The following is a 25,970-nucleotide window of genomic DNA, read 5'->3' as shown; positions in this document are numbered from 1 at the left end:
ACCCTCACACGGTCCGTTCCATTCTCTTTTTTTCTAAGATTGCTTATACCCATCCGAATGCTCTGGCCGCTTGGGCGGTGGCGAATGTAACCAGGATGGCGATAGCCAGCGGGATAAGCGCGGACAGGATCGTCCATTTCGTACTTTTGGTTTCTTTATAAATGTTGAACAGGGTCGTGCCGCACGGGTAGTGAAGCAGCGAAAACAGCATCATATTAAGGGCCGTCAGCCAAGTCCAGCCATGCTGCAGGAAAAGATCTTTGATGTTGTCCATTCCGTCCGCATCAACCATGGCGCCGGAGGACATGTAGCCCATGAGCAAAATCGGCAGAACGATTTCATTGGCCGGCAGGCCGAGTAAAAATGCCATGATGATATAGCCGTCCAGACCGATCAGATGCGCGAAAGGATCGAAGAAAGCCGCCGTATGGGCAAGGATGCTCGTTCCGTTAATCATGATGTTGCCCAGAATCCAGGTAATGATTCCGGCGGGAGCCGCTACGATTACCGCGCGTTTGAGCACGGCCCACGATTTATCGCGGGAGGAGAGCAGGATCGTTTTCCACATCTGGGGTTTCCGGTAAGGGGGAAGCTCCAGCGTGTAATGCGTGGGCACGCCGCGGAGAGCCGTTTTGGACAGCACCCACGACACGGACAAGGTGATCACGATGCCGAATAGCACCAGCCCCATGACGAACAGGGCGGTTCCTAAAGTGTGCCAGCCTCCTGAGGCGCCGGCCGCCATGAAAAGAGAGGACAGCAGGATCAGCGTGGGCCAGCGGCCGTTGCACGGGACGAAGTTGTTCGTCAGGATGGCCAGCATTCTTTCGCGCGGGGATTCGATGATCCGCGTGGACAAGATGGCCGCCGCGTTGCAGCCGAAGCCCATCGACATCGTCAGGGCTTGTTTGCCGTGTCCGCCCGACTTCTTGAACAGGCGGTCCATGTTGAACGCGACCCGGGGGAGATAGCCGAAATTTTCAAGCAATGCGAAAATCGGGAAGAAAATCGCCATGGGCGGAAGCATGACGGAGATTACCCAGGCGGTACCCCGGAAGAAGCCGAGAACCAGTATGCCGTGAAGCCATGCGGGTGCATGGACGGCCTGGAAACCTGCCGTCAGGTAGCCTTCGATTACCCCGAAGAAATCCGCGATCCAGCCCGAAGGAACGTTGGCCCCGGCAATCGTGATCCAGAAGATCGCGCCGAGCACCGCAAACATGATGGGATAGCCCCACAGCTTTGAAGTCAGAATCTTATCGAGATTGTGCGTACCGGCAAGCTTTTTCTTGTCTTCGTAGCGGACGGCCGCATTGCAGATGTCGCAGCTCGTCTTATAAATGTCGCTTACAATTTCGTCCCGGATGGAACTGCCGCTCGTGATGGTCTGCGCCATGGATAGCAGGGAATCGATCGGATCGGGCCTGTTAGTTGCATGCGGTGTGGCCATAGCTCATTACCCCCTGTCCCTGCGCCGGCGCCGCGCCGTTTAGCCGCTGTTTCAGCGAGGCGATGAGATTCTCGTCCCCGTCGAGCAGACGGAGCGCGATCCAGCGGGCCGGATAGCGGGCTCCGAGCGTCTTGCGGACGAAAGGCTCCAGCTCCCGGACCTGGCGCTCGATTTCTTCGCTGTAGGGGATAGGCAGGGGCTCGGGATGAAGGACGCCTTCAGCCACCTTTTCGACGAGATCGAGCATGGGGCCGATGCCTTTGTTGTTGCGTGCGGAAATAGCGGCCACGGGCACGCCGAGCCTCTCGCGGATCCGATCCAGATCGATCCGGATGCCGAGCTTCTCGGCTTCGTCCATCAGATTGATGCAGACAACCGCACGGCTGGTCATTTCTAGGACCTGCAGCGCAAGATTCAAATTCCGCTCCAGCGAGGTCGCGTCGAGCACGACAAGCGTGACGTCCGGCTGCTCGAAGATGATGTAATCCCTGGCAGCTTCCTCATCCGCCGAATTCGAGTAGAGGGAATAAGTGCCGGGCAGATCAATGAGCTTGTATAGAATTCCGTTCCGCTCAAATTCGCCTTCCGCGGTCAGCACGGTTTTGCCGGCCCAGTTCCCCGTATGCTGCCGGAGTCCCGTCAGCCGGTTAAACAGTGTGCTTTTGCCGGTGTTCGGATTGCCGGCCAGTGCTACGGTATAAGTTTTCACAGACTGTCGCCTCCTTCCGGCTCCGTATAAATGAGCGAGCTTTCTTCTTTCCGGAGCGCGATGGTTGTATTGCTGACACGGAATGCGGTCGGGTCGCCGAGCGGGCTTCGCTGGATCACTTCCACGCGGTTACCCGGGACGAATCCGAGATCAAGGAGCCGTCTTCGCATCCCTCCCTGTACCTCGATCCGGCTTAACCGGACAACGCTTCCCACCTTGACCTGGTCCAATGACAATTCTGATAAAGACATAGGGCCCACCTTTCTTTTTCCCTTCGGACAAACTGTTTGCCGAGTGCAAAATTTTATTTATGGAAATGTGCCTTCCGTTAACGCTGCTTTATGGTGTTAGTATAGGCAAACAGTTTTAGACTGTCAACAAAAAGTTTCTCTAGGGAAAAACTTTTAGGAGGAGGAATAAATCGGGGATGGCCGCACGGTAACGAATGTCCTAATTGTTAGCCACATCTTATGTGAAAGAAAAAAGGGGGAACCTTGTTCGCCCAAAAAAACTTGATTTTATTTTGAATGAAACAATAGGGGCCGGAGCTGTGGTGTTCCGTTTTTGATGGGAGGATGAAGAATCGTTATAGCTTCGTGCCGGGCGATCGAACACGAATTGAAACGTTAGTGCCTTTTTGCGGCGAAGTTGGTAAACTAACAGGTATGAAGCGGCTGACTGGAATAACCATCCGGACTATTATGTAAGGGGGAGTAAGCATGCCTAGCGATTTTTTTATTTCGGACCATCATTTCGGGCACAAACTGATTATCGATTTCGAGTCCCGGCCTTTTGCGGATGCGGACGAAATGACGGACGTTATGATTCAAAAATGGAATGCCGCAGTCGGAAGCGAAGATAAGGTGTTTCATCTGGGGGACTTTTCGTTTCTGAATCAGGAAAGGACACAAGAAATCGTCCGAAAGCTGAACGGCTATAAATTTCTTGTTCTGGGCAATCACGACAGAGGCAGGTCCCGGTCCTGGTGGCTGGACGCCGGATTTGACGAAGTGAGCGAATACCCGGTTCTGTACAAAGACTTTTTCCTGCTGTCGCACGAACCGGTTTATATGAACAAACATATGCCGTACGTCAATGTTCACGGGCATATCCATGGACAGAAGTATGAGGGCAAGAACTATTTCAACGTGTGCGTGGAGCACTGGGACTATATTCCGCTGACCTTCGAACAGATCCGGGATGCGGTTGTCGTCAGCGAGGAGCAGGCATGATAGCCGTGTACGCGGGAAGCTTCGATCCCATTACCCTCGGGCATACGTCGGTCATTGATCGAGCAACGAATCTGTTCGACGAGCTTCACATACTAGTTGCCAACAACCGTGCCAAGAAGCATCATTTTACGATTGGGCAGAGAACCGAGCTGGTCAGGCTTTCCGTTCCGCCGGGCAAAAGGATCAAAATCGTCGCTTTCGAGGGCATCGTGGCGGACTATGTCAATGAAACGGGGGCCAAGGCGATTGTCCGCGGCATCCGCAACGCGACGGATTTCGAGTACGAAATGCAGCTGGAACAGTACGTCCGGAATACGACGAAAGCCGATACCGTCTATTTATCGCCGTATACGCCGAACATGCAGACGAGCAGTTCTCTGGTCCGGATGTTTATTGCGACCAGAAAAGTCGAACCCGCCGGAGCTTTTATGGTCGAGGCCGCTTTCGAGCAGATGAAAATGTATGAGAGCGAGAACAATCAGAGACGCAGCGGAATCGAGTAGAACGAGGTCCGCTCTTCCGCTCTTTTCCGTTCTCCGACAGAGCGTATCTGATTTCGCTGCGGCGGATGGGCGGTAACGGCCCGGACCGCCGGACACTCGTGGGGAGGTCAAACGGTCAGCATGCTGATCGGTGCGTGCGTCCTCGATGCCCACGGTGAACCGGGAGAGAACACGGGCGGCGTTAACGCTTATCCGGCGAAACCTCGGCCGGGTTCTGAGGTTTATTTCCGTTTGACCGGTTATCCGCCGCAGATTACCAACGCTTCCACAAAAAGCTTGCAGTCGAGTCCATCCGGACAGATTTTGCGGGCTTTTTTCTATTCATTGGCTTTTTATCTCTCCGGCAGGGATCATTTCCCTCCCTATTTCTATTATTTTTCATTTTTAGCTATTAATCTTGTATTTTATAATAATTGCGCTTATGATGAAATTGTTTTAGGGGTGAACCATGTTGATGACACCGTTTCACCTTCTTTTGTTACGGTTCAGTTTCAAGAATTTATAGCGAGTAGGGAAAAATATGGCCATAAATGATAACGTTTTAATTAAAATCCGCCAAATGAAAACGAGTCTGACTCCCGTCGAGAAAGCGGTAGGCGAGTACATCCTGGAGAACGTGGAGGAAATCCCGCATCTCTCGATCAAAAATCTGGCCCGGCTGACGAAGACCAGCGACGCCTCCGTGCTGCGGTTCTGCAAAACGATGGGATATCCGGGCTACCGCAGCTTTATCGTCAGCATTTCGGCTTCCCTCGGCTCCATGCACGAAGAGGATGCGAATCCGTACCGGGATATCCAGCCGGGAGACGACCTGTCCACGATTATTTTGAATATTTCGCGCACGAACAGCCAGTCCATTGAAGATACGCTGCAGGTAATCAACAAGAGCGAGATTGCGCGGGCTGTTGATGTGCTTCGCTCGTGCAGGCGGATTGCCTTCTTCGGAATCGGGGCATCCGGTCTGGTCGGAACCGACGCGGAGCAGAAATTTACACGGATCAATAAGATGTGTCATACCTATACGGACGGACACAGTATGCTGACGGCGGCAACGCTTCTGGAGAAAGGCGATGTGGCTATCTTCATCTCCAATTCGGGAGAAACCGTTGAGATCCTCGACGCGCTGGAAATCGCCAAAAAGAACGGCGCCTGTCTGATCGCCATAACGAAGTATACAAAAAGCAGGCTGGCCGATCAGGCGAACATTCTGCTCAGCATTTCCACGCCGGAAATTACGATACGAAGCGGCGCGATGGGTTCGCGGATAGCCATGCTGACCGTCGTGGATATTCTTTTCGCCGGAGTGGCAAGCGCGGAATATCAGCACGTGAAAAAATATTTAGCCAAAACGCACAATATTGTGGCGGGGAAGCAGCGGCGTTAACGAACCGAAAGAGGTGGAATGCTTCTGACCAAAGAGCACGCGCCGCGTCTCCATGAGAAAATGTTTGCCGATATGCAGGATATGGAGCTGCCTTCGGAAACCGAGTTCGGATGGACGAATGAAAGCGACCGCTAATCTTCTTCCTGATTCGCGGCAGCGCCCAAGCATAAACCGCCGCCGGATCGAATATGTCAAATCAAGGACCGAATAGGGTCCTTTTTATTTTGCGCGAAAAGAAGAGAGAAATGCCGTGCGGCAAAGGGGAAAAGAAAATAAAACAACAATAAATTATTTCATCATAAAATATTATTTCAAAAACTGTTGACCAAACTGAAATTTCTCGTTAAGATGAAATCAAGAAGTTGAACTAAACAGATGGGGGGGAGAAAGCTGTGGATGAGTATCTGGCGAGACTAACGACCGAAGAGATCAACGAGAAAACACTAAAGATGGACGAATATACGACGGAACAGATGCTGCGTCTGATGAACGAACAGGATGCGACGGTTCCGGCTGCGATTGCGGCTGAAATACCGCAAATTGTGAAAGCGGTTGATATTTTGCATGGAGTGCTTAAAAACGGCGGCAGAATGTTCTATATCGGAGCGGGATCTTCGGGCAGGCTCGGTGTACTCGACGCATCTGAATGTCCTCCAACTTTCGGTATCGATCCTCTGCGGGTGCAGGGGCATATCGCCGGAGGAGATGGGGCACTAAGAATAGCTGTAGAAGGTTTTGAGGACAATAAAGATGAGGGAATCGCTCTTATCGAACGGTGCGGCGTAACGGACAAAGACGCGGTAATCGGAATCACGGCCAGCGGAAGCGCGCAATTTGTCATTGCCGGCTTGAACAAGGCAAGGGAAATCGGAGCGGCGACCATCGGTCTGGTGAACAACAAACATTCCAAACTCGAATCCGTTTGCGACGTATGCATTGCCCCTGTTGTCGGGCCGGAAGTCATTATGGGATCGACCCGGTTGAAAGCGGGTACGGCACAGAAGCTGGTCCTGAATATGCTTACGACCTGTACGATGGTAAAGCTCGGCAAAACCTACAACAATCTGATGGTGGACCTGAAAGCCAGTAACATCAAGCTGAAAGACCGCTCCATACGCATCATAAAAGCGGCCACGGGCGTGGATGACAAGACGGCTGCTGCGGTTTTGGAAAGCGCTTCCATGAGTTGTAAGCTGGCGATCATGATGATCAAAAGCGGCTTGGACGCGGCTGAGGCGCAGCGGGTCCTGGATCAGTGCGAGGGCAGTTTGAAAGCGGCAATACGAACCACGACCAACGTGGTGTAAATTTTCATATCCTTGGGGGAGGCTTGTTATTTATGAAAAGAAAATTGCGTGCAGCAGCATCGGTATTGGCGTTAACCATGGCAATGTCCACACTGGCGGCTTGCGGAGATTCCGGTAAAAAAGAAGGCGGCGCGGCGGGCGATCCGAACGCCAAAGACACCATCACGGCCCTGCTTCCGCCGGTTTCCGCGAGCTATCAGAACAATTTTGCCCAAATGGCGAAAGATTTCAATGCGCTGTATCCGAACCTGACGCTGAAAATCGAGCCGGCAAGCTGGGAAGACATTACACAGAAGCTCGATACGCAGGTGAATGCGGGAAGCCCTCCCGATATCGCGTTCATGGGTTCCGACGGCATTTCCAAGTATATGCAGCAGGAAATGATGATGGACATCAAGGACGTGGCTACCAAAGAAATGGTGGAAGATTTCGACCAGGCTCCGCTTGAGTATATGAAGAAAGGCGACGGCCTTTACGGCTTCCCGGGCTATATGGAAGTTCACGCGATCGGCGGCAACCGCGAATACCTCGAGAAAGCGGGCATCGACTGGAAGAAAGTCCAGAAAGACGGATGGACGTTTGACGAGTTCCGCGAAGCGATCAAGAAAGGCGTCGTTTCCGAAGGCGGCAAAACATCCCGTTACGGCTTCGTGTTTGCGACCGCGGGCGTAGCGTCCAAAGACTATCTCAACATTCTGATCAAAAATGCCGGCATGCCTGCGCCGTTCACCAAAGATCTGAAATATGCGTACACCAGCAAAAACTATCTTGAAGTGTTAAAAGATATCCGCACGATGATCGATGACGGCTCCATGCCGAAAGAACTTAGCTCCATCGACGCCGGTAAACGCTGGAACATGTTCCTGACCGGTCAAACGATGATTACCGGTAAAGGTCTGGCGACGTTCGAGAACTCCGCCAAGAAAAACAACGAGAAGCTGAAAGCCAATGACGGCAGCGCCGTTAAAGGAAGCGTCCCGGTTGAATACACGGTCCTGCCGGTTCCGACTTTCGCCGGACAAAAACCGCAGTCCAGCGTAGCGGTCGACGGTTACGTGACTTTCCGCGGCTCGAAAGAACCGACGGCCGAGCATAAAGCCAACGTCGTAAAAGCGGCCTACTTCCTCGCAAGCGGTAAAGTAGCGGCAACGACGAACAACGACCTGTTTGTCGCTCACATTACGAAGAGCGGTAAGAAAGAAGCCGAAAGCATGACGGTTAACCGCGATGCCGATAACAAAGCGGCGGTTGAAACGATGCTGAAGAATGCGGCTCCTGCCCGTCCGGATATCCCGGCCGACCTGGGCGCCAAAGCGATCAAGCTGGAAGAAGAAGTGATCATTCCTAAGCTGCAGGCGTTGATTTCGGGAGAAATGACTCCTGAAGCGATGTTCGAAGCGGTTAAATCGGCAGCCGTGCAAACGTTCGGCGCGGACGGTGTCGTAAAAGAATAGAGAGCTTGGAATCGGATAGCCGTGTGCCTCAACATGCGGCTATCTGATATGTAGAATGACTTAGAGGATGGAGAGGGGTGCGGGAGATGACTCAACCAGCTAAACCGGTTAAAAGACGGAAAATCAGAGGAGACGGCGCCTGGGGCTATGCCTTTATCGCGGTTGCGCTTCTCGTCTATGCGCTGTTTACGGCTTATCCGGTTATTAGTGCCTTTATCATTAGTTTTCAGAAATACAGACCGCTGGGTTCCACCTTTATCGGATTCGACAATTACACGGCGACCTTTAAAGACCCACTGTTCTGGAAATCCGTCGTAAATACGATCGTGTATACGGTTCTGACGGTGCCTGTCGCCCTGTTCCTTTCTTTTGCGGTTGCGATCCTGATTCTTCCGCTGAAGAAAAAACTGCAGACGACATTCAAAGCGATTTACTATTTGCCTGCAGTAGCTTCCGGCGTTGCCTTGTCGGTCGTATGGCTGTGGATTTTCGACCCAATGCCGTCCGGTATTCTGAACAAACTGATCAGCTATATCGGAATCAGCAACCAGAACTGGCTCGGATCAAGCGCTACCGCAATGTTCTCATTGGTTCTCATGGCCTGGCTGTCCAGTCACGGCACAAGCATTATTATTTACTTGGCCGCGCTGCTGGGTATTGATGAGAGCTATTACGAGGCAGCTGAGCTTGACGGAGCGTCGTTCATTAAAAAGCTCTGGTATATCGTTATTCCATGTTTGAAACCGACTACGTTGTTCCTGCTCGTAACGGGCGTTATCGGCTCGTTCCAGGTTTTCCAGAACGCGTATCTCATGACGGGCGGCGGTCCGGACAATGCGACGACGATGGTCGGCCTGCTTGTGTTCAACAACGCGTTCAAATACTTCGACTTCGGCAAAGCGGCCGCACAGTCCCTGATTTTGGCCTTTATTATCGCGGGGATCTCACTGGTTCAGTTCAAATTCCTCGGCAAAGAAGTGGAATATTGAGGAAAGGGGGGGCGAGATATGGCGCTCTATAACAATCACGCAGGAAATCGCGCGGCCAGATACAGCCGGAATACAGTCATTATCGTAATCCTTACCCTGTTTGCTCTGGCTACGATTTTCCCGATTTACTTTATGCTTATTTCTTCCTTTGGAGATCCGATCGAGGCTGGCGCGGTGAGCTACTCCCTGCTTCCAACCAAATTTACACTGGAATCCTACAAGTTTTTCTTCGATTATAGCGAGTATTCCATCCGCTGGCTGCTCAACTCTCTGATCGTAGCCACGACCGTGATGGTGTCCAATGTGATTTTCGCCAGTATGGCCGGTTATGCCTTCTCGAAAATCAAATTCAAAGGCAGGGCGATGCTGTTTACCATCCTTTTGATCGCGATGATGATTCCGTATCAGGTTACTCAAGTTCCGCTTTATATCCTGATCGTTAACATCTTTCATATTCAAAATACGTACAGTGCGCTCATTCTGCCGGGTCTGGTGACGGTGTATAACATCTTCCTTGCCAAGCAGTTCATGGGTAGCATTCCGACCGAGATTATCGAAAGCGCCAAGATTGAAGGCTGCAATCAGTTCCAGATTTATTTCCGGGTCATTCTTCCGTTGTCCAAAACGGTATTGGCCGTTATGGCGATCCTGACGTTCATGGACAGCTGGAACACCTTCTTCTGGCCGTTCCTCGTTACCAATACGATGGATATGCAGACCATTCAGGTCGGACTTAAAAACTTCCGGTTTGCGAACACGACTTATTTTGCGCCGATGATGGCGGGTGCCACCATCTCCGCCCTGCCGATGTTCGTCCTCTTCTTCAGCCTCCAGAGATACTTCCTTGAAGGTGTCACTGTCGGTGCGGTGAAGGGTTAACACGAGCGCGCCGAACCGGCTGTCTCCGTTAAACGTAACGGAATAACAGGCTGGCGGGATGACGGCGCACTAAACCAAGACGGGCTTTTGTTCCGAAAAGCGGCCGCATGCAGGCATTCGAATATTCTTTCGATGCCGGTGCGGGTGCTTTGTCCGAGAATCTCGGCGGAGTACAGGGGCCCGTTTTTTAATAGGCGGAAACCGGGACCTGCGGTATGGTTAGGCGGGTCGGGCTTACAGCGGCGGGCTTTACAAGTTTATGAGATATGAGGAGGGAGTATCGGCATGATCGAAACATGGAATCCATCTTATTCGGACGCGGTGATCCGGCTGTGGAACACGGAAGCCGTAAAGGACGGCTACAAAGAACTAACCGGCCGGAGCTTTAACGACATTTTCCTTTCCAGTCCTTATTTTGACAAAGACAATACGTTCGTTATGCGTGAGGAGGATGGGACAATCACGGGATTCGCTTGCGGCTGCACAGGCAGCGACCTGCCTTTGGGCGCTGTCGCCGGCTATATCACCTGCATCGTGTTGTCTGAGGACCGTCAGACAGATGCGAATTACCGCCTGCTGCTGGAAGCGCTTGAAGGGCGATTCCGGCAGCTCGGCAAAAAGCAGGCGGATGTTCTGTTCTTCAATCCGATGATGCTGCCGTGGTACATCCCGGATACGCCGGGGCACGAACACAACAATGCCCCGGGGGTTCCGGCGGACAGCCGTTTGTACGGATTTCTGCTCGGCGAAGGGTACATCGAACGCGCCATGGAATGCGCCATGTACCTGAACCTGTCGGCATTTTCTATTCCGGACGAAATCCGGGCCAAGGAAGAGCGGACCGCCGCAGAAGGCTATGCGGTCGAACTTTTCGATCCTGCCCGGCATGAAGGCATCGAGGCGATGCTGCAGGGCTTCGACAACCCGCTGTGGCAGCAAGAAATTGCCGCCGGCACAGCAAACGGCGTGCCCGTCGTTATCGCGGCCCACCGGGGACAAGCGGTCGGCTTCGCGGGTCCCGTTATCCGGCAGGAAAGCGGCCGCGGCTATTTTGCCGGCATCGGCGTTCATCCCGATCATGAAGGGCACGGGCTGGGCAGCCTGCTTTTCTTCAAGCTGTGCGAAGCTTTTAAAGGGATAGGCACGGAGTACATGTCCCTCTACACGGGCAGCGCCAACCCGGCCATCCGAATATACGAGAAGGCGGGCTTCAAGACCGTGAAACAATTCGCCGTTATGCGAAAGGCGTTGTAAGGCGGTTCTCCGCTGTGCGCAACCTTGGTCAAGTCCTCAGCCGATGCGGCTGTAGTGGATCGGATGGTTTTAACTATCCGCAAAAGGCATCCTTTTAGGAGGATGTCTTTTTTTCTATTTAATGAGACGAGGACAAGCAATACTGCGATAAAAGGAAAAAAATATAAAAACAATCTAATATTTTAATAAAATCCCTTTAATAATCATGGATTCCTTCTTATAATGACGATAGCAGGCTTTTAGTTTACGAGGAGCCGCTGACGGTACAGCTTAGAACAGTTTACCGGACCGGTCAGGACGCACTTCCATTGAAATTACCCGGACCGGCTTCTTGTACAAATAAGGCGCGAAGGAAGGAACGATGGGAATGGAAGCGGAACTGGAACGGTTAAAACGGCTCGTTTTTCAACTCTTATTAACCACGGAGAACCGGACGACGGATTTTCTCGAACTGATTACGGGAGAAACCATGATTCCTTCCGTTCTAAAACAGGCAACGGCCACTCAAGCACCCTTAGTGGCGGTAAAAGAAGGGCCGCGGGATGCGGTACTTAGAGAATCGCTTCTTCGCGCGGAAAAAAGCGGCCTTGTCGTTTCCCAGAATATTGCGGTGATGTACCCCGATTTTATCCCTCTGCCGATCAATCTAAAGCTAGCGCAAAAAAAAGAAGGCATCGGCAAAATCATGCGGGATTTGAACATCCGCAGCACCCGGACCGTTCTGGACTTCGGTTGGAAAAAGCCGGAGCATACGACCGATCTGAACGGAAATCCTTATTCCGTTACCTTTGCGGACAACACGGCCGTTCCTTATAAACAATACACCATCACTTTTGAAGAATTCGCTATGCCGGGTTTGCATCTGCTGGAATACTTCAATCCGCGGATGCTCGAAGGCAAGGAGGTTGGGGCTGGGCAGGGGATATATAACGCGGGAGTGAACTGAGCGAAGCAACGAAAGTTGGCAGCAAAAAGACACTGATTTTTCAGTGTCTTTTTTTATTTAAACTGTTATAAAATTGATTATTTACAAAGAAAGTGCATGAAAAGTAATGATATTACCATAAAAAGTAATCGAAATACACTTACATTCAATTTGGATAAAAGGTAAGATCTAAACAAGGAAGTCAAATAAAGGAAAACAAAGCAAATAGTTGAATTTACATTCCATTCTACCGGGAGGGAACAAAGTGCATTCGGTACAAGAGGAAAAAGATCATAGAAGATTCTTAAAACAAACGATCGAGCATTTCAAACTAGGAAACTATTTTCCCGAAGAACTGATTCTTCTTGCCAAATCCGATCCTGTAAGCTTTGAGTGGATGAGGCATACCGAACACGGGACAATCGTTTTCCTGATGAGCACCGGCTGCTCCGCCTGCAACATGGATTATGCGGTTTCCTTTATGAACAGTCAACCCGGATTTAACTACTGCATCCTTTTCGAAGGAAGCCGGGAGTCGGTGGAGGAGCTGCGCAGCGAACTCAATCCGCAGGTACGGATTCACCGGTGCGAGACGGCTAAATTGCAAGCCCAGCTTAACGTAAATGCGGTCCCTTACGCGATTGTTCTGAACAAAGTCGGACAAGCTGTAGGAGCGGATATTTTTGACAAGATAGCAAACTTGAACCGCGCGGCTGCCCCCTTGATCCGGGTCTATCATAATCTGAATCCGGACAAATGAAATCGCTTGCATATACAATTCGGACGACATGGAGCGCTTTTTCCAAGGTGTATGCGTTTAACAAAATCATCGTTCTTTTCTCCTTGTTCGCATACGTCTTCTCGGCTGTCCAAGCGAATGTAAGCGTTTATCTCAGCAAGTTAATCGTAGATCAGCTGACGATTAAAAACTTCTATCTGCTGATGGGCGGTATTGTGCTCTTAATCTTGTTTCAACTGCTGCGGGCGGCTTTGGATGCGTACGCTCAGCTGAAGAGTCGTAAGATGAGCCTGATGTTTGCCATCCAGTGCGAGGGCAAGCTCATCGATCTTGTAGAGAAAACGGACTTGATCGAGAAAGAACACCCGCGTTTCAAAGGCGATTTTTCTTACTGGTCTTACAGCAACAATAAATATTACGATACCTACTTAATCGCTATTGGCCTGATCAAACAAATCATACTCGCGTCATTGAGCTTGTTCTTTCTTCTTCACTCTTATTGGCTTACGGGAATACTCGCTCTACTGGTCGGTATGTGGAGAGGTGTTTACGATCTGCTGGCCGTACGCCGGCGGGTTGAAATCGATGAGCAGCTAATGAGGAACACGCGGAGCCATCATTATTATTACGATCTCCTTACAAATTCCGAGACCCAGAAAGAAATGATGCTGTTCCGGTTGTTCCCTTACTTTAGAAAGCGCTGGCTGGAAAAGAAAACGGAATACGCGGAGCTGCAAATCAAGCTCGATAAACTGAATCACCAACGGACTTTTCGCGGCGAACTTCTCTCGATCTTAAACACTGCGGCCGTTACGGTCATAACCGCTTACTTGATTTATAAAGGTTCTTTGAGCATCGGTGATTATGTGGCGATAACGATGGCGCTCAGCATGACGGAAAACAATATCAGCTCTATGTTCACTTCTTACTCGCGATTAAAAGAATACTGCACGCACATCGCGAAGCTGAAGCTGATTGAAGAGAAAAACGAGGTGGCCGTCAGTGCCGAGAAAAACGTCCGCAGCAAACCGTTTGTTTTCGAAAAGGACATCCGGATTCAAGACTTATCTTTCCGGTATCCGAATCAGGATCAGCCTGCTCTAAACGGGATCAGCGCTGAAATCAAGAAAGGAGAGGTTGTCGCCATTCTGGGCGAGAACGGCTCCGGCAAATCGACGCTCATTAAGCTGCTCCTCGGGCTGTATCAGACGGAAGAGGACTCGATCTTTTACGACGATGTCAGTTTGAAGAATATGGACCGATTTCAAATGTGGCAAAAAAGCAGTGCCGTATTCCAGGACTTTATCCGGTACATGACGGACGTAAGAGAAAATGTGGCTGCCGGCAAAATAGGTGAAATCGAAGATTCGGAGAAACTCGAACAGATGATTGCCAGAGTCGGTTTGGCCGACACCTTCAAACACGGTCTGAATAGCCGGTTGGGGTTTCTGGATGACGGTGCCGTCAATCTGTCGGGAGGACAATGGCAAAGACTCGCTTTATCCCGCGTTTTCGTTCGGGACGACGATGACCTTGTCGTGTTCGATGAACCGACCGCCGCCTTGGACCCGCTCAGCGAGGTTCGTTTGATGAATGACCTTCTGGGACACTTTAAAGGCAAAACCGTCCTGCTCATTTCCCATCGGGTCGGAGTCGCACGAAATGCCGACCGCATTATCGTGATGGAGCGCGGACGAATTGCCGAGACCGGGACTCACAATGAACTGTTGGAACGCCAAGGTCTATACAACGAGATATGGAACCAGCAGAAGCAGTGGTATGTGTAACGAAATCACAAGGAGGGAAATGTCCATGACGTCATCTGCCAACCCGTCCCGCTTGTCGGATACCGGTCTGCCTTTAGGCGCCTCGCTGCCCGAACTTCCGGACAACTTGAAGGAAGGCATGGGGGCCGCCTGGAACCAGTCGAACACTATTCGAGTCCTGCTGTTCGCCTCCGTTTATTGCACGCATTGCATAGATCTGCTGCCTCATCTTCAGACGATCGCGGAGAATCATCCGACTTTTTCTTTCGGTCTCTTCACTACCGGAGACGAAGAGGACCATCGCAGCATGAAAGAGTATTTCGGCTGGGATTTCCCCGTAAACACGATGGATCAAAGCGATATGGAAGCTTATTTCGAAGTTACCGCGCTGCCCTTTATGATGCTCACAGACAAGTCGGGCATTATAGCGGCCAAAGGTGTCATCTACAATGCCGATGATTTTGAACAGATCCTACGAATCAGCGGAATTCATTTGACTTAAACGCGGTATCACGGTGCTTGTCACCTTTACGATACAACTCCACCTATGAAAGGAGGTGAAAAAGATGGCTTGTGAATGTCCGGATGGAGCAGTTTTGAGTGAGTCCAGAGCTTGCCTGACTGGTTACTGCACGGCTAACGGAACTCAATATCCTAAAATTTTGACTTCCACTAAAAGTGTGGGCTGCAAGGACGGTAGAACAGTAGTTTGCACTTTCAACGCTGGCTGCTGCTACTAAGCACTACAAAGGAGAAGGGCGCTGTCCCTTCTCTTTTATTCCATTTCAAAGGGGTTGCGTGCATTGAACGCTCAATTACTCGTCTGCGATCAGATTACGAACAATACTTTACTGGGAGGCCATGCCTTAGGCACTGTATTGAATCAAGTGTCTATTCCGGCGCTGCCCTTTGTGATAGAAATGCATGTCCTGATCAAACTGTTTGATTTGCCGCGTGATGAATTTGTCGATACCGCTTTGATCATTACAAACTCGTCGGGAGAAATCATTGATCGTACTCCGGCTTCGGTTCTGCGTAATTACAGAGCGGAAGATCAGGTTCCGGGAGTGGATCAGGATGTATCCATCCACCTGATCGTGACGGAACCGGGGATTATTTACATCCGGTGTATGGTAAACGGAGAAGAAGCGGCCTGGTACCCGTTAACGATTCGTCTGCAAGAACAAAAAGTCTCTTAAATGCTGGTTACACTTGCCGCGCTATAAAGAAATGGGTGATTACAAAATGATCCAGTGGTCAGGCTATGTTCTGGATATGACTATGTCGGTTCTGTTTTTCATGCCGTTTTACATAAAAGCCATCCGGTTCCGCAATTTCCGCATCGAGTTGTACTCTTACGGCATCCTTCCCCGTTCTCTCGTTTCGATAGCGGCTTTGGTCGTCCTGTCAGTGGAGTTTCTCCTGTTTCTTTCGTTTGCCATAGGATTGTTCGGAGGGTGGAGGGAGCTTGCCGCAATCGTTCTGCTTGCCGCGTTTGCCTTCTTTTCATGGCGGAAAACAAAACTGACGGGTGTCGATGCGTGTGCCTGTTACGGAGAAATCGCATTTCTGAACCGGTCTCCGGTTTACCGCAATATCATTCTAATCGGATTGCTGGTGGTTGATTTGCTGCTGCCTACTCCCGAACAAGACGGATACGGCCAAATCAATTCGCTCCTTTTTGTAATGGCTCTGTCGATTTCAATCGGGCTGCTTCAATCCGCATGGACCAAGAGGAAGAGGAGGAGGCACCATGAGCACCCTGCTGTTCCTATGTAATCTGGTCTGGTTTCTTGCTTGTGTGCTGCTCTTGTTCATTCAAAAGCGAAAAGAGCGTGACGAAGTAACCGCATTGATCGGAGAAATCAAACGACTTTCGAGCAGGCAGCAAAGCGTGACGAGGATAATATTCGCGGATCATAAGGACCCTGCATTTCAAAAAATCGACTCCCTGCTCTCGACGAGTGCTGACGGTCCCGAAACTATCGTGGTGATCAATGCTCCTTCCTGGTTGATCGCGGCCAGGGAAAAGAAGTGGACAAAGCATGAGGTGATTGATGCCAAAAGGATATCTTCCGCGAGCAAAAGCGGAATTATTGTGATTCGCGGCGGAAAGTACGACATTTACGATGAAGCGGCAGCGTATCTGGCGTATACGTCATCGTAAGTCTCATTCGCGGCTGCCGAAGGCACCCTTCATGGCGAGCAAACAAAAAAGCACGCAAATTCCCATAAAGGAATGAGCGTGCTTTACATTTGTCCGATGGAAAACCAATCCGGGCAAAAAGGCTCCTAATTTGCTGAAATCCCCAGCAAAAGCTTCCGGAAGGCCGAGGCCTATTGAAAATTTATAATTGATAATGAGAACCATTATCAATTATAATAAACGGATAATGAACCCGCATGGTTCCGAGGAGTTGGTGAAATTGATGCGGATAGACGACCCTTTATTCCTTTGGAATGAGGCGTCCGTTAAAATCTTGGACGTCCGCCGCATAGCGCCGATTTCGGACGGGGAAATTCGGTCATGGAATGTGCCGGCCTGCTGTTTTATGTACACGGTGAGCGGGAGAGCGTGTGTTCGAATGGACGGCGAGCTTTTTGAGATAAGCGGTTTTCATGTTCTGCATGGGGGCAAAGGCAGCCGTTTAGATATTTATGCGGTTGAAGAACCGTTCAGCTATTATCTGCTCTATTACAAAGCGTATTTTCCCGTCCCTTTACGAAAAGAAGCGGCTCAGTTGGCGAACAACTGCAATCCGTTTCAGCTGCAGTATGGCCTTACGCCGCATCACCCTCTTTCTCTGATGAGCAAAATCCGGCTTATGCATCAGGAATGGGTGACGCAGGGGAATCTGGAGCGGCTTCATGTAAAAGCGCTGTTTTATCAGTTCGTGTATGAAGTACTGGCCCAGGTGCACGCCCGCAACATTCCGGCTGCAAAAGCGGATGTCGTAGACCAAGCCCGCCGCTATATGCAGGAGAATTACACAGAGCCTGTTACCCTGGAGAAATTAGCGGAACTGCTCGGCAGCAGCCCCCGGCATTTAACCAGATTGTTCAAACGCAAAACCGGCACAAGCCCGATTGATTATATAATCCGGCTCCGCCTGAACAAAGCGAAGGAAATGCTGCTGTCGACGGATTTGACCTTGCAGGAGATTGCCGAAAGCATCGGGTATCCCGACAGTTATTCATTGGCTAAAATGTTCAAAAAACAGGTTGGAATCGCGCCGGTCCGCTACCGGACGGAACAAAGAAACAGGAGAAGCTGTCCTGATTTGCCATCGGATACGGCCGTATTTGACATTGCGGGAAGAGATAGGCTGAATTATATTGAATATGATAATCATTCTCAATATAAAAAGGAGCTAAACTTCCCCATGTTATACAGCAGAAGACCTTCCGCAGCAATCACTTTGCTGCTTTGCTTGATGATCCTGCTCAGCGCATGTTCGACGGGCAAGACGGGCGGTTCCGCAAACGGCAATTCGCTTCCTTCGTCCAGTCCGGCTTCTGTTGCCGCCAACACCGACAGCAGTCAGACTGCGCCAAGCAAGCCTTCGACTAAGATGATTTCCACCGCCAAAGGCGACGTCGAAATTCCCGTGAATCCCAAACGGGTCGTCGTTTTGTATTTACTGGGCGATGTGCTGGCTTTCGATGTGATGCCCGTGGGGATATCGGACGTTTACAAAGGAGCGGCGTTTGAAAAGGAACTGTCGGGAGTCCGGTCGCTCGGCGAATGGTTCAAACCAAGTCCGGAAGCCGTGCTTGCTCTGGAGCCCGATCTGATTATCGTCCCTTCGGAAGAGACCTACGGAATGCTGAACAAAATCGCACCTACCGTCTACATCCCTTATGAACAGATGACGATGGAGGAACGGTTGAATAAGCTTGCGGAAGCGCTCGGTAAGGAGAAGGAATCCGCCAAACTGCTGGACAACTTCCATAAGAAGGTGGAACAAAGCAAGGAAAAGCTGAAGCAGGCGGGGATTTATGATAAAACCGTTACCATAATGGAAGGCGGGAAAGGCAGCATGGCTGTCATTTCATCCCGAAACTACGGCCGCGGTTCCCAGGTTATCTATGAATATTTAGGCATGAAAGCACCTGCTGTCCTTCAAAGAGATATCGATGCGGGGAGCAAAGCGGCGAGCTCGAAGAACGTCTCGTTGGAAGCGCTCAATCAATACTCGGGCGATTATGTGTTCCGTTCGGCGTACGAAGGGATGGAGGATTTGTCCCAAAATCCTGCCTGGAAACAAATTCCCGCGGTGAAGGAAGGACGGCTAATCGAGATCAGTTTCGGTTTGTCGTACTACAACGACATCTATTCGCTGGACAAGCAGTTGGATTTTGTTATGGACAACCTGCTGGCGAAGGCGGAAAAGCGGATAAACTAAATACGCAAACGGTCCGCGATCAGTGTCACCGTTCTTGCTTGCAGACAAAAAACCACAGCCCGTGCGGCTGTGGTTTTGTTATAGGGAAACAAAGCGCGGGGGAGCGGATCTGTTTGAACTCCCCTCCGTGCCCTATTTTTCTGTTCACGGCTCGCGGATGTGCGCAGCTACAGCTGAATTTCCCATGAACAGGCTAAGATTCCGCATGTCTTGATTACTTGTCGATCGGCTCCGCGACCTCTCTGCGCAGCAGAGCGATCTCATGTTTATACGGAGCGTTTTTATATTTAACCGGACCGATAGAGGGGGTCTCCAACAGTTTAGGCACTCTATCAAACCGGGGGTGATGGACGATATAATCAAGGGCTTTAAGCCCGATGAAACCGTGTCCGATGTTTTCATGCCGGTCTTTGCGGGAGCCTCGTTCGTTTTTGGAATCATTGACATGAATGACCCGAATGCGGTCCAGCCCGACGATTTGATCGAATTCATGCAAAACTCCGTCGAAATTCTCGGCGATGTTGTAACCGGCATCGTGGATATGACACGTATCGAGGCAGACGGATAGCCGCTCATTATGGGTGACCCCGTCGATGATCCGGGCAAGTTCATCGAACGTCCGGCCGCATTCCGTTCCTTTGCCCGCCATCGTTTCGAGCGAGACTTGGACGTCCCTTTTCTCCGTCAGAACCTCGTTCAATCCCTCGATAATTTTCCGAATCCCGGCCTCGGCTCCCGCTCCCATATGTGCGCCGGGGTGAAGGACGATCTGATTCGATCCCAACACTTCCGTCCGCTGAATTTCAGAACGCAGAAACTCAATGCTGTACTCGAAAGTCCGCGGATTCACGGTATTCCCCAAATTAATGAGAAAAGGGGCGTGAACCACGATATTCGAAATGCCATGGGCTTTCATATGCGCTTTCCCCGCATCAAGGTTGAACGCTTCGATAGGTTTGCGCCGTGTATTTTGCGGGGCACCCGTGTAAATCAGAAAAGTCGTTGCGCCGTAAGAGGCCGCTTCTTCGCTTGCCCGAAGCAGCATCGTTTTCCCGCTCATGGATACGTGCGAACCGATAAGCAGCGACATGTTCTCGCCCCCTGTCATTTGTAGGATGTCTTGGTGATGGAAGAACGTCGGGGGAGGTATCATTTATGCTTGGAATCATTTCTCGGTGGCGTCCATTAACCGCTTAATCCTAGTTTAACAGTTGCTGCTTCTTGTGTTGAGAGGGAGATGCAGGGAAACCAATAAAGGCCGGGAAGAATTCCACGGCCCTTCGCGGCATTACTCGATCGTAATAATGAATGTGCCAAGTTTTGCGACAGAAATGCAGCGGGCTATCCCGGGAATAGAGTTACTCGGCTGTATAAGGTTGCAGGCGGGCGGCAAATTCGGCAAAATTGTCGGCTGCCTTCCTGACGTTCTGCTCCATCAGCTCCTGCGCTTCTTCGAGCGTTTCAGACTCGCTTTCCGCGTCCTCCCGCACCATCGCTTCCTCGTGATCCATGAGAACAACGGCAGGGCAGGAGAGGTTCGTGCGGTAATCGAACAAGTAGTTGTTGCCGCTGCTTACGCTCCACGCAAAAGGAATGAGCCGTTTGGGATCGGGATTCACCTCATCCACAAGACTCCGGTTTGTTTCGATGAAGCGTTCATCCAGCTCGGAAAATCGGATTTCCCAGTCGGTGACGTCTCCGTTTTCAACGAAGTTATATCCATGTTGCTCCACCTTTTGCAGAAAGTTTAAATAATCGGATGGGAAGACGATTCCATAGTACTGCTCGATTTTTTTCCATGCATGGTTTTTCATAGTCGGGGTCCCTCTTTCTTTCACGTTCGGATGGTTTATGATAGATAAAGTATAACCTATTAAAAATAAAGGAGAAATACCATGCAAATTGTTTCGGCAGCCGATACGGATTTTGATTACCTGCGTGATCGCGACCCTCATATGAAAGAAAGTCTGATTCTGCCCAAAATTAGAAGCAAGGAAATTTATATGCTGCGGAATGAAGAGAACGTGAACATCGGTTGGATGAGATACGGATACTTTTGGGATAACACTCCGTTTATGAACATGCTCTGGATCGACGAACCGTATCGGGGCGGAGGTTTCGGGAAAGAAGTTGTCCTTTTTTGGGAAAAGGAAATGACGCAGCGCGGGTTCAAGCTCGTTATGACATCTACCTTGGCCAATGAAGAAGCGCAGCACTTTTACAGAAAGCTGGGGTACCGGGATGCGGGATGTTTGCTGCTCGAAAACGAACCCCTCGAAATCATCATGACAAAGAGATTGTTACCAACCCTGTCATCTTCTAAATAGGATGGAAAGTATGGTTCGGGTAATGGAGAAACGGACAAGGACGTGAATCGAGTGGATAAAAAAGCGAAAAAAATATTGGCAACCACTTTTTGGTCTGCCGCGGGCTGGAAAAACAGACCGGAAGTTTATGCCGGTGAGGATTTTGAGTATGCCAAAAGCAAAGGACTCATGTTCGATCCCCTTAACACTGGGCATGACGAACTGGTCAAACGGCTTCGCGACCTCCATCAGACCATCACCAAAGAGCGTGTAGCCGCCGCGTTTCTGCATAGTCTTTCTACCAAAAAGGTTCATTTGCGAAGCGCTCTTTCAAGCTGGGCTTTGACTGCGGAGATGCCCCTTCATACATATGGCGAACGGAGCGCAGTGCGGCCCAATTACAGCAGCTGCGGGGACTGCAATTACCGGGGGATCATGTCGGACCGCGAATATGTGAATGCGGATCTGAACGTGCTGAATTTCGAGCGGATCAAATGGGGAGGAATCCGTTTGAACCAGCTTCTTTACTGCTGGCTGGATCTCGAATTGTTCAGCAAAGAAGAAGCCTTTGAGGTTACCGCCGAGGATAGGACCATCCTTTGCAGCATGATTGAAGCGATTCAGGAATGTGAGGATCATGACAGCGCCCGGAAGCTGGAAAAGCGCTGGAAGGATATACTCCCCTCGAGCAAAAATGAACGGGATGTAGTCATGGAAATATGGGGGTATGCCGGATTGCTGGTGCCGAGGGACACACCTCGCAAGCGTCGCGGCGGAGACCATGATTTCAATTCCGTGGCGGTTTGGCAGGGGGATGACCGTTATTCGCGGGAAGCGATGGAGTTTTATTTCGGGGCGTATTTGTAGGGAAAGACTATTAAGATAGGACTTTGAAAGGAGGAATAATAATCAAATATCTTACGGCTGCTTTAATAACATCTGTACTTTTTACTTTTTCCATGAGTGCTTACTTTCTGAACAAGATGTTAATTGATTTTCCAACTCTATTATTCTTATTCGGTTTTTATGGCATCCCTTTAATTTTGTTGATCGGCACCCCTGTTTCTTTTGTATTGGAGAAAATTAGCCAACGTTTTTTTCAGAAAGAATATAAGAGAAAGTTAGCTCTGCTCATTATGTTTTTAATTACAGGTACGGTGATTTCATTGGTGTATAACATTTACTTGGGGTTCCTGGAGGAATTTGTCCTGAAGTTGGGATGGGTTGCTTCAATGATTTTTTATTTTGCGCTGCTGTTTACAAAACTAATATTTCGGATTAGTACTAAATCCTCTCCTTCACTTTAATCCATATCGCACAGGGCCGCTGAACCGACTGGTTTAACGGTCCTTTTTTTTGAGCAACTTGCCCCGATTGACAGACTTTGGGATGAAGAGTATGATAACTTTAGATTTAGTAATTTAGTAAATTAGTAAATTAGTGAACCATAAATTTATCGAAATTGAATTGGAGCGTGTTAATGATGAAAATCCCGACAACGTTAAAACATAAGCCGGTCATCGTATCCGAAAATTACGAGCAGGTCGACGGACGCCTCGCCCGCAACACGGACGCCAAAGGATTGTCTCTGGGGCTGGCCCAGTGGAATGACCGGGGAAAGGTCGATATTTCGGCAAAAGTATGGAGACACACGGGAGAGAAGTGGTCCAGACAGTCCGAGGAGCTGCCTATGCACCGTGTTCTTGACCTTGCTATTCTGATTTGCAGAAGCAGCTTATATTTCCAGGATGCCTACCGCTTCCCGAAATTGTATGATCCCGAGAACCCCATGATCGACCGAATCGGGCTGCAGGGGGATGCGATGAGTGTATCCGTTTGCGAGGACAATCCCATGCTGGATCAAGACATTAAGCTGTTTGCCCAGGCTCTTAGCGAGGATGGCGAAATGATCGGGGAGCGGCTTCGCGTGTTATCCCGGCTGTTGGAGGAAATGGGGTATTGACCCTTTTAAGAGGTGAAAAGAGATGAACGTCAATCAGGATTATTACGTGTCTCCAGACAGGCAACTGACGGATGGAGAACAAGCACTGGTTTGGAAAAAGCCGGCCTCCCATAAGGTCAGCGAAGAGGAAATTCGGATTTGCCAAGAAATCAAGCGCAACTGGAACCACGGGGAAATGAAAATCGCCAATATTTTGCTCGAAGGGGACGCGGGCTCCGGTAAAACCCAGCTTGCCAAAGCCTTGTCGGCTGATTTGGGGCTGCCTTATACGAAAGTGACCTGTTTTGCCGATATGGATAAATCCGATATTATCGGAGCCATATTGCCGGTTATTTCAGGTGATCGAGTTGAGAAGATGGAACCGGCAGAGCAAACCGTCTTGAGAGCCTTATATGATAGCGACGGCTTTCAAAGCGCGGCTGAACTCGTGATGAACGTGCTTGGAGGTACCCGGGAAGAGGCGGCTTTAACGATGAAGCAGCTGCTGAATAAGATAGAGCAAAACTCCGGTGACGATGTGGTGGAGTACCGGTTTTATCCTTCCGAAATCGTCAGAGCCTATCGCAACGGCTATCTTCTTGAAATTCAGGAACCGACCGTTATCCGGGACGCCGCGGTGCTTATGGCGCTCAACTCCGCCTTGGAGCCGGACGGCAGCATTAACCTTCCTACGGAAATCATTCGCAGACACCCGGATTTCGTCGCGGTCATCACAACCAACCGCAGTTATGCGGGAACAAGACCGTTAAACGAAGCCCTGCGCGACAGAGTGCAGCATACGGAGAAGATGGACCTGCCGACCAAAGAAATCATGGTAGAGCGGGCCATGTCTAAAACCGGCTACAAGAATGAGAAGGTACTCGCTATTTTAGCGGATGTCATTGTGGTTTTGGATAAAACAGCCCGGGCCCATGCGATTAAAGGCGTCGCGGGCATGCGTTCCTTCTTTTACTGGGCGGATGCGGTTGCCGGCGGCGCAATAGCCAAAGAGTCCCTTTACCACAAAGTCATCTACAAGATTACAACCGATTCCGAAGAAATCAGCTTGCTAGAAGAGGCGTTAAAAAACCGTGGATTACTGGACGTGCTTGACCAAGTCGATGCCGAAGCAAAAAAAAAAGAATAACGGACGAAGCGGAACTAAAAACAGAGGGAACGATCGGTAGCACGGAACTTGAACCGGAGGATGAGCTTGAAGAACCAGGGATCGTTTTAAAAAAATCCGCTGATAGTGACGAAAATACAGCCGATGTTTCGGATGACTCCACCACCACGGAATTTTCGGATAGGGAAGAGGACGGGGCTGCGAAATATCATCAGGCCAATTTTGAAACGAAGTCTGAGGAAGCCAAGCAAAAGGAGCGGGATTACCGCAAAAAGCTGAATCGCGACGCCCGGGAGATCGTGTCCGGTTCCATTCATAACAAGGTGAAGCTTATTGTTCACCGTCCGGATTATGATAACGATTCCGAACGGGAATATGCCCGCCTAAGTGAGGAACTGATGCCTGTCGTCCGGGAGATTGCCAGAAAAACACTTCCGCTGCTGGAACACGAGACATCTTCGGAATTTGCGAGGCGTCAATATTACGGCAGCAAATTTCAGGCGGACAGCATTGCATACCGGGATTTCAGGACGTTTGCCAAGAAACTTCCGCCAACCGATTCTCCTTCTCTTGTGGTCGGTCTAAGGGTTGACGAATCGGCATCCATGTCCGCTTTCGGGAGGCTGGAAGCCGCAAAACGTGCAGTGATAGCCGTCTATGAGTTCTGCCAAATCTGCCGAATACCCGTCTTGATCTACGGAGATACGGCGGATGCTTCCAGGCTGGAACAAATGTCGATTTACGCCTATACCGATTTGGACAAAACCGATTCCAACGACCGGTACAGACTGATGGGCATTCGCGCCAGAAGCAACAACCGAGACGGAATGGCTCTTCGAATTATGGCAGACCGGTTAGCCGCTTCACCGCAGCAGACCAAATTGCTTATCAGCATAAGCGACGGGCAGCCCAAAGCGATGGACGATTATACCGGAACCTACGCCGTCCGGGATATGCAGCAGACCATGGCCGAATATGAACGCAAAGGAATCACCTTTCTAGCAGCCGCGATAGGCCAGGACAAGGATGTCATTCATCAAATCTATGGAAGCGAGAGATTTTTGGATATCACGAGTCTGCCTGATTTGCCGGCTAAGTTAGTCCGGATTATTGCGCGGTATTTGTAACATCCATTTATCATATAGAGGCGAAAGGAGAGAAAGACATGGACAAAAACAAGCGCAAGGAGCTTTTGGAAGAATACAAGCAGGTGAAGACCTACATGGGTGCCATTAAAATTCTCAACAAGACCAACGGTAAACTATACGTGGACACCTACCCCAACCTGAAAAACAAATGGATCACCCTGCAAGCCCAACTGGACATGGGTAGGTTTGCCAACTCCCAGCTTCAGAAAGATTGGAAGGAACTGGGCGCGGAAAACTTCGCCTTCGAGGTGTTGGAGCAGAAAGAGGCTTCGGAAATTACAGACATGCGCTGGGAGCGTAAGCAGTTGAAAAAGCGGTGGCTGGAGAAGCTGCAGCCTTATGGGGACAGGGGATATAATAAGCCGCCTGAAGAGTGATAATAGGAACTTTTTTATATCCTTTTAAAACTTTCCTTAATTCTCGCTATGTGAGAGACATATCCTTTTATAGT

Annotated in this window: 28 protein-coding genes; 23 read left to right on the top strand and 5 right to left on the bottom strand. The window is 50.2% G+C overall.

The window, feature by feature from the left end; translation table 11 throughout:
* Positions 1 to 43: 43 nt before the first annotated feature.
* The 3 genes from PCH01S_RS07860 to PCH01S_RS07850 are packed head-to-tail and all read right to left on the bottom strand — an operon-like array spanning position 44 to position 2,410.
* Complete coding sequence (locus PCH01S_RS07860) at positions 44 to 1,450, bottom strand: nucleoside recognition domain-containing protein (protein WP_042228225.1); 1,407 nt, start codon at positions 1,448 to 1,450, stop codon at positions 44 to 46.
* The gene (locus PCH01S_RS07855; RefSeq protein WP_042228223.1) at positions 1,428 to 2,159 is read right to left on the bottom strand and encodes a FeoB small GTPase domain-containing protein; all 732 of its coding nucleotides are present in this window, start codon (positions 2,157 to 2,159) and stop codon (positions 1,428 to 1,430) included. The genes PCH01S_RS07860 and PCH01S_RS07855 overlap by 23 nt, the downstream gene beginning before the upstream one ends.
* Positions 2,156 to 2,410 carry a FeoA family protein gene (locus tag PCH01S_RS07850; RefSeq protein ID WP_009675529.1) on the bottom strand — a complete coding sequence of 85 codons (255 nt, stop codon included), beginning with the start codon at positions 2,408 to 2,410 and terminating at the stop codon, positions 2,156 to 2,158. The genes PCH01S_RS07855 and PCH01S_RS07850 overlap by 4 nt, the downstream gene beginning before the upstream one ends.
* A 468-nt stretch (positions 2,411 to 2,878) precedes the next feature.
* Between PCH01S_RS07850 and PCH01S_RS07845 the strand changes: the two genes are divergently transcribed.
* The 17 genes from PCH01S_RS07845 to PCH01S_RS07765 all read left to right on the top strand — a co-directional run bounded on the left by PCH01S_RS07845 (position 2,879) and on the right by PCH01S_RS07765 (position 18,997).
* Positions 2,879 to 3,391 (top strand): metallophosphoesterase, encoded by a 513-nt coding sequence (locus tag PCH01S_RS07845; RefSeq protein ID WP_042228222.1) that lies wholly within the window; start codon positions 2,879 to 2,881, stop codon positions 3,389 to 3,391.
* Positions 3,388 to 3,894 (top strand): pantetheine-phosphate adenylyltransferase, encoded by a 507-nt coding sequence (coaD, locus tag PCH01S_RS07840; RefSeq protein WP_042228221.1) that lies wholly within the window; start codon positions 3,388 to 3,390, stop codon positions 3,892 to 3,894. The genes PCH01S_RS07845 and coaD overlap by 4 nt, the downstream gene beginning before the upstream one ends.
* Before the next feature lie 120 nt (positions 3,895 to 4,014).
* Complete coding sequence (locus tag PCH01S_RS07835; protein ID WP_042228220.1) at positions 4,015 to 4,428, top strand: hypothetical protein; 414 nt, start codon at positions 4,015 to 4,017, stop codon at positions 4,426 to 4,428.
* Positions 4,415 to 5,278, top strand: coding sequence for a MurR/RpiR family transcriptional regulator (locus tag PCH01S_RS07830; RefSeq protein ID WP_042228218.1), 864 nt, complete (start codon positions 4,415 to 4,417; stop codon positions 5,276 to 5,278). Before PCH01S_RS07835 ends, PCH01S_RS07830 begins: the two co-directional genes overlap by 14 nt.
* A gap of 392 nt (positions 5,279 to 5,670) precedes the next feature.
* Complete coding sequence (gene murQ / locus PCH01S_RS07825; protein WP_042228216.1) at positions 5,671 to 6,585, top strand: N-acetylmuramic acid 6-phosphate etherase; 915 nt, start codon at positions 5,671 to 5,673, stop codon at positions 6,583 to 6,585.
* Between the two features lie 32 nt (positions 6,586 to 6,617).
* On the top strand, positions 6,618 to 8,039 hold the full coding sequence (locus PCH01S_RS07820; protein WP_042228213.1) for an ABC transporter substrate-binding protein: 1,422 nt from the start codon (positions 6,618 to 6,620) through the stop codon (positions 8,037 to 8,039).
* A gap of 86 nt (positions 8,040 to 8,125) precedes the next feature.
* On the top strand, positions 8,126 to 9,028 hold the full coding sequence (locus PCH01S_RS07815) for a carbohydrate ABC transporter permease (RefSeq protein ID WP_016424014.1): 903 nt from the start codon (positions 8,126 to 8,128) through the stop codon (positions 9,026 to 9,028).
* A gap of 18 nt (positions 9,029 to 9,046) precedes the next feature.
* Positions 9,047 to 9,907 (top strand): carbohydrate ABC transporter permease, encoded by an 861-nt coding sequence (locus tag PCH01S_RS07810; RefSeq protein ID WP_042228212.1) that lies wholly within the window; start codon positions 9,047 to 9,049, stop codon positions 9,905 to 9,907.
* Positions 9,908 to 10,192: 285 nt separating this feature from the next.
* A complete protein-coding gene (locus PCH01S_RS07805) occupies positions 10,193 to 11,161 on the top strand; it encodes a GNAT family N-acetyltransferase (protein WP_042228211.1) in 969 nt (322 codons plus the stop codon).
* Between the two features lie 361 nt (positions 11,162 to 11,522).
* The gene (locus PCH01S_RS07800; protein WP_042228210.1) at positions 11,523 to 12,107 is read left to right on the top strand and encodes a hypothetical protein; all 585 of its coding nucleotides are present in this window, start codon (positions 11,523 to 11,525) and stop codon (positions 12,105 to 12,107) included.
* Positions 12,108 to 12,351: 244 nt separating this feature from the next.
* On the top strand, positions 12,352 to 12,846 hold the full coding sequence (locus tag PCH01S_RS07795) for a hypothetical protein (RefSeq protein WP_053228673.1): 495 nt from the start codon (positions 12,352 to 12,354) through the stop codon (positions 12,844 to 12,846).
* A gap of 47 nt (positions 12,847 to 12,893) precedes the next feature.
* Entirely contained in the window at positions 12,894 to 14,612 is a 1,719-nt protein-coding gene (locus PCH01S_RS07790) for an ATP-binding cassette domain-containing protein (RefSeq protein WP_241688849.1), read from the top strand.
* A 25-nt stretch (positions 14,613 to 14,637) separates the two neighbouring features.
* The gene (locus PCH01S_RS07785; RefSeq protein WP_042228207.1) at positions 14,638 to 15,093 is read left to right on the top strand and encodes a TlpA family protein disulfide reductase; all 456 of its coding nucleotides are present in this window, start codon (positions 14,638 to 14,640) and stop codon (positions 15,091 to 15,093) included.
* A 301-nt stretch (positions 15,094 to 15,394) separates the two neighbouring features.
* Complete coding sequence (locus tag PCH01S_RS07780) at positions 15,395 to 15,790, top strand: hypothetical protein (protein WP_241688850.1); 396 nt, start codon at positions 15,395 to 15,397, stop codon at positions 15,788 to 15,790.
* Between the two features lie 46 nt (positions 15,791 to 15,836).
* Positions 15,837 to 16,370: a MauE/DoxX family redox-associated membrane protein gene (locus PCH01S_RS07775; RefSeq protein ID WP_241688851.1), complete on the top strand. Its 534-nt coding sequence runs from the start codon at positions 15,837 to 15,839 to the stop codon at positions 16,368 to 16,370.
* The gene (locus PCH01S_RS07770) at positions 16,345 to 16,758 is read left to right on the top strand and encodes a hypothetical protein (RefSeq protein WP_042228203.1); all 414 of its coding nucleotides are present in this window, start codon (positions 16,345 to 16,347) and stop codon (positions 16,756 to 16,758) included. Before PCH01S_RS07775 ends, PCH01S_RS07770 begins: the two co-directional genes overlap by 26 nt.
* A 418-nt stretch (positions 16,759 to 17,176) precedes the next feature.
* Positions 17,177 to 18,997, top strand: a complete 1,821-nt coding sequence (locus tag PCH01S_RS07765; RefSeq protein WP_241688852.1) for an AraC family transcriptional regulator — start codon at positions 17,177 to 17,179, stop codon at positions 18,995 to 18,997.
* Positions 18,998 to 19,211: 214 nt separating this feature from the next.
* Here PCH01S_RS07765 and PCH01S_RS07760 read toward each other — a convergent pair whose 3' ends face one another.
* Together PCH01S_RS07760 and PCH01S_RS07755 are read right to left on the bottom strand one after the other, a co-directional pair.
* Positions 19,212 to 20,087: a deoxyribonuclease IV gene (locus tag PCH01S_RS07760; RefSeq protein ID WP_042228199.1), complete on the bottom strand. Its 876-nt coding sequence runs from the start codon at positions 20,085 to 20,087 to the stop codon at positions 19,212 to 19,214.
* Positions 20,088 to 20,355: 268 nt separating this feature from the next.
* Entirely contained in the window at positions 20,356 to 20,811 is a 456-nt protein-coding gene (locus PCH01S_RS07755) for an SMI1/KNR4 family protein (RefSeq protein WP_042228198.1), read from the bottom strand.
* 81 nt (positions 20,812 to 20,892) lie between these two features.
* Between PCH01S_RS07755 and PCH01S_RS07750 the strand changes: the two genes are divergently transcribed.
* From PCH01S_RS07750 to PCH01S_RS07720, 6 genes are all read left to right on the top strand, one after another.
* On the top strand, positions 20,893 to 21,324 hold the full coding sequence (locus tag PCH01S_RS07750; protein ID WP_042228197.1) for a GNAT family N-acetyltransferase: 432 nt from the start codon (positions 20,893 to 20,895) through the stop codon (positions 21,322 to 21,324).
* A gap of 51 nt (positions 21,325 to 21,375) precedes the next feature.
* A complete protein-coding gene (locus PCH01S_RS07745; RefSeq protein ID WP_042228195.1) occupies positions 21,376 to 22,170 on the top strand; it encodes a hypothetical protein in 795 nt (264 codons plus the stop codon).
* Between the two features lie 616 nt (positions 22,171 to 22,786).
* Complete coding sequence (locus tag PCH01S_RS07735; RefSeq protein WP_042228856.1) at positions 22,787 to 23,266, top strand: DUF6530 family protein; 480 nt, start codon at positions 22,787 to 22,789, stop codon at positions 23,264 to 23,266.
* A 22-nt stretch (positions 23,267 to 23,288) separates the two neighbouring features.
* The gene (locus PCH01S_RS07730) at positions 23,289 to 24,392 is read left to right on the top strand and encodes an AAA family ATPase (RefSeq protein ID WP_042228193.1); all 1,104 of its coding nucleotides are present in this window, start codon (positions 23,289 to 23,291) and stop codon (positions 24,390 to 24,392) included.
* 278 nt (positions 24,393 to 24,670) lie between these two features.
* Positions 24,671 to 25,498: a vWA domain-containing protein gene (locus tag PCH01S_RS07725; protein ID WP_241688853.1), complete on the top strand. Its 828-nt coding sequence runs from the start codon at positions 24,671 to 24,673 to the stop codon at positions 25,496 to 25,498.
* 38 nt (positions 25,499 to 25,536) lie between these two features.
* Positions 25,537 to 25,896: a GIY-YIG nuclease family protein gene (locus PCH01S_RS07720; protein WP_042228191.1), complete on the top strand. Its 360-nt coding sequence runs from the start codon at positions 25,537 to 25,539 to the stop codon at positions 25,894 to 25,896.
* The last annotated feature ends 74 nt before the right edge of the window (positions 25,897 to 25,970 follow it).

The organism is Paenibacillus chitinolyticus NBRC 15660 (genome assembly GCF_000739915.1).
Lineage (GTDB): Bacteria > Bacillota > Bacilli > Paenibacillales > NBRC-103111 > Paenibacillus_F > Paenibacillus_F chitinolyticus.
Note: the sequence above shows the minus strand (reverse complement) of the source record. Positions and strands in the feature narration are given on the sequence as shown.

Excerpts from the sequence above, each read along its gene's own strand:
- PCH01S_RS07765 (WP_241688852.1), top strand. The coding sequence starts at position 17,177 with ATGGACGGCGAGCTTTTTGAGATAAGCGGTTTTCATGTTCTGCATGGG.
- PCH01S_RS07810 (WP_042228212.1), top strand. The coding sequence starts at position 9,047 with ATGGCGCTCTATAACAATCACGCAGGAAATCGCGCGGCCAGATACAGC.
- PCH01S_RS07845 (WP_042228222.1), top strand. The coding sequence starts at position 2,879 with ATGCCTAGCGATTTTTTTATTTCGGACCATCATTTCGGGCACAAACTG.
- PCH01S_RS07830 (WP_042228218.1), top strand. The coding sequence starts at position 4,415 with ATGGCCATAAATGATAACGTTTTAATTAAAATCCGCCAAATGAAAACG.
- PCH01S_RS07760 (WP_042228199.1), bottom strand. The coding sequence starts at position 20,087 with ATGTCGCTGCTTATCGGTTCGCACGTATCCATGAGCGGGAAAACGATG.
- PCH01S_RS07755 (WP_042228198.1), bottom strand. The coding sequence starts at position 20,811 with ATGAAAAACCATGCATGGAAAAAAATCGAGCAGTACTATGGAATCGTC.
- coaD (WP_042228221.1), top strand. The coding sequence starts at position 3,388 with ATGATAGCCGTGTACGCGGGAAGCTTCGATCCCATTACCCTCGGGCAT.
- PCH01S_RS07850 (WP_009675529.1), bottom strand. The coding sequence starts at position 2,410 with ATGTCTTTATCAGAATTGTCATTGGACCAGGTCAAGGTGGGAAGCGTT.
- PCH01S_RS07750 (WP_042228197.1), top strand. The coding sequence starts at position 20,893 with ATGCAAATTGTTTCGGCAGCCGATACGGATTTTGATTACCTGCGTGAT.
- PCH01S_RS07775 (WP_241688851.1), top strand. The coding sequence starts at position 15,837 with ATGATCCAGTGGTCAGGCTATGTTCTGGATATGACTATGTCGGTTCTG.
- PCH01S_RS07730 (WP_042228193.1), top strand. The coding sequence starts at position 23,289 with ATGAACGTCAATCAGGATTATTACGTGTCTCCAGACAGGCAACTGACG.
- PCH01S_RS07735 (WP_042228856.1), top strand. The coding sequence starts at position 22,787 with ATGAAAATCCCGACAACGTTAAAACATAAGCCGGTCATCGTATCCGAA.
- PCH01S_RS07820 (WP_042228213.1), top strand. The coding sequence starts at position 6,618 with ATGAAAAGAAAATTGCGTGCAGCAGCATCGGTATTGGCGTTAACCATG.
- PCH01S_RS07800 (WP_042228210.1), top strand. The coding sequence starts at position 11,523 with ATGGGAATGGAAGCGGAACTGGAACGGTTAAAACGGCTCGTTTTTCAA.
- PCH01S_RS07835 (WP_042228220.1), top strand. The coding sequence starts at position 4,015 with ATGCTGATCGGTGCGTGCGTCCTCGATGCCCACGGTGAACCGGGAGAG.
- PCH01S_RS07805 (WP_042228211.1), top strand. The coding sequence starts at position 10,193 with ATGATCGAAACATGGAATCCATCTTATTCGGACGCGGTGATCCGGCTG.
- PCH01S_RS07785 (WP_042228207.1), top strand. The coding sequence starts at position 14,638 with ATGACGTCATCTGCCAACCCGTCCCGCTTGTCGGATACCGGTCTGCCT.
- PCH01S_RS07815 (WP_016424014.1), top strand. The coding sequence starts at position 8,126 with ATGACTCAACCAGCTAAACCGGTTAAAAGACGGAAAATCAGAGGAGAC.
- PCH01S_RS07720 (WP_042228191.1), top strand. The coding sequence starts at position 25,537 with ATGGACAAAAACAAGCGCAAGGAGCTTTTGGAAGAATACAAGCAGGTG.
- PCH01S_RS07860 (WP_042228225.1), bottom strand. The coding sequence starts at position 1,450 with ATGGCCACACCGCATGCAACTAACAGGCCCGATCCGATCGATTCCCTG.
- PCH01S_RS07770 (WP_042228203.1), top strand. The coding sequence starts at position 16,345 with ATGAGCACCCTGCTGTTCCTATGTAATCTGGTCTGGTTTCTTGCTTGT.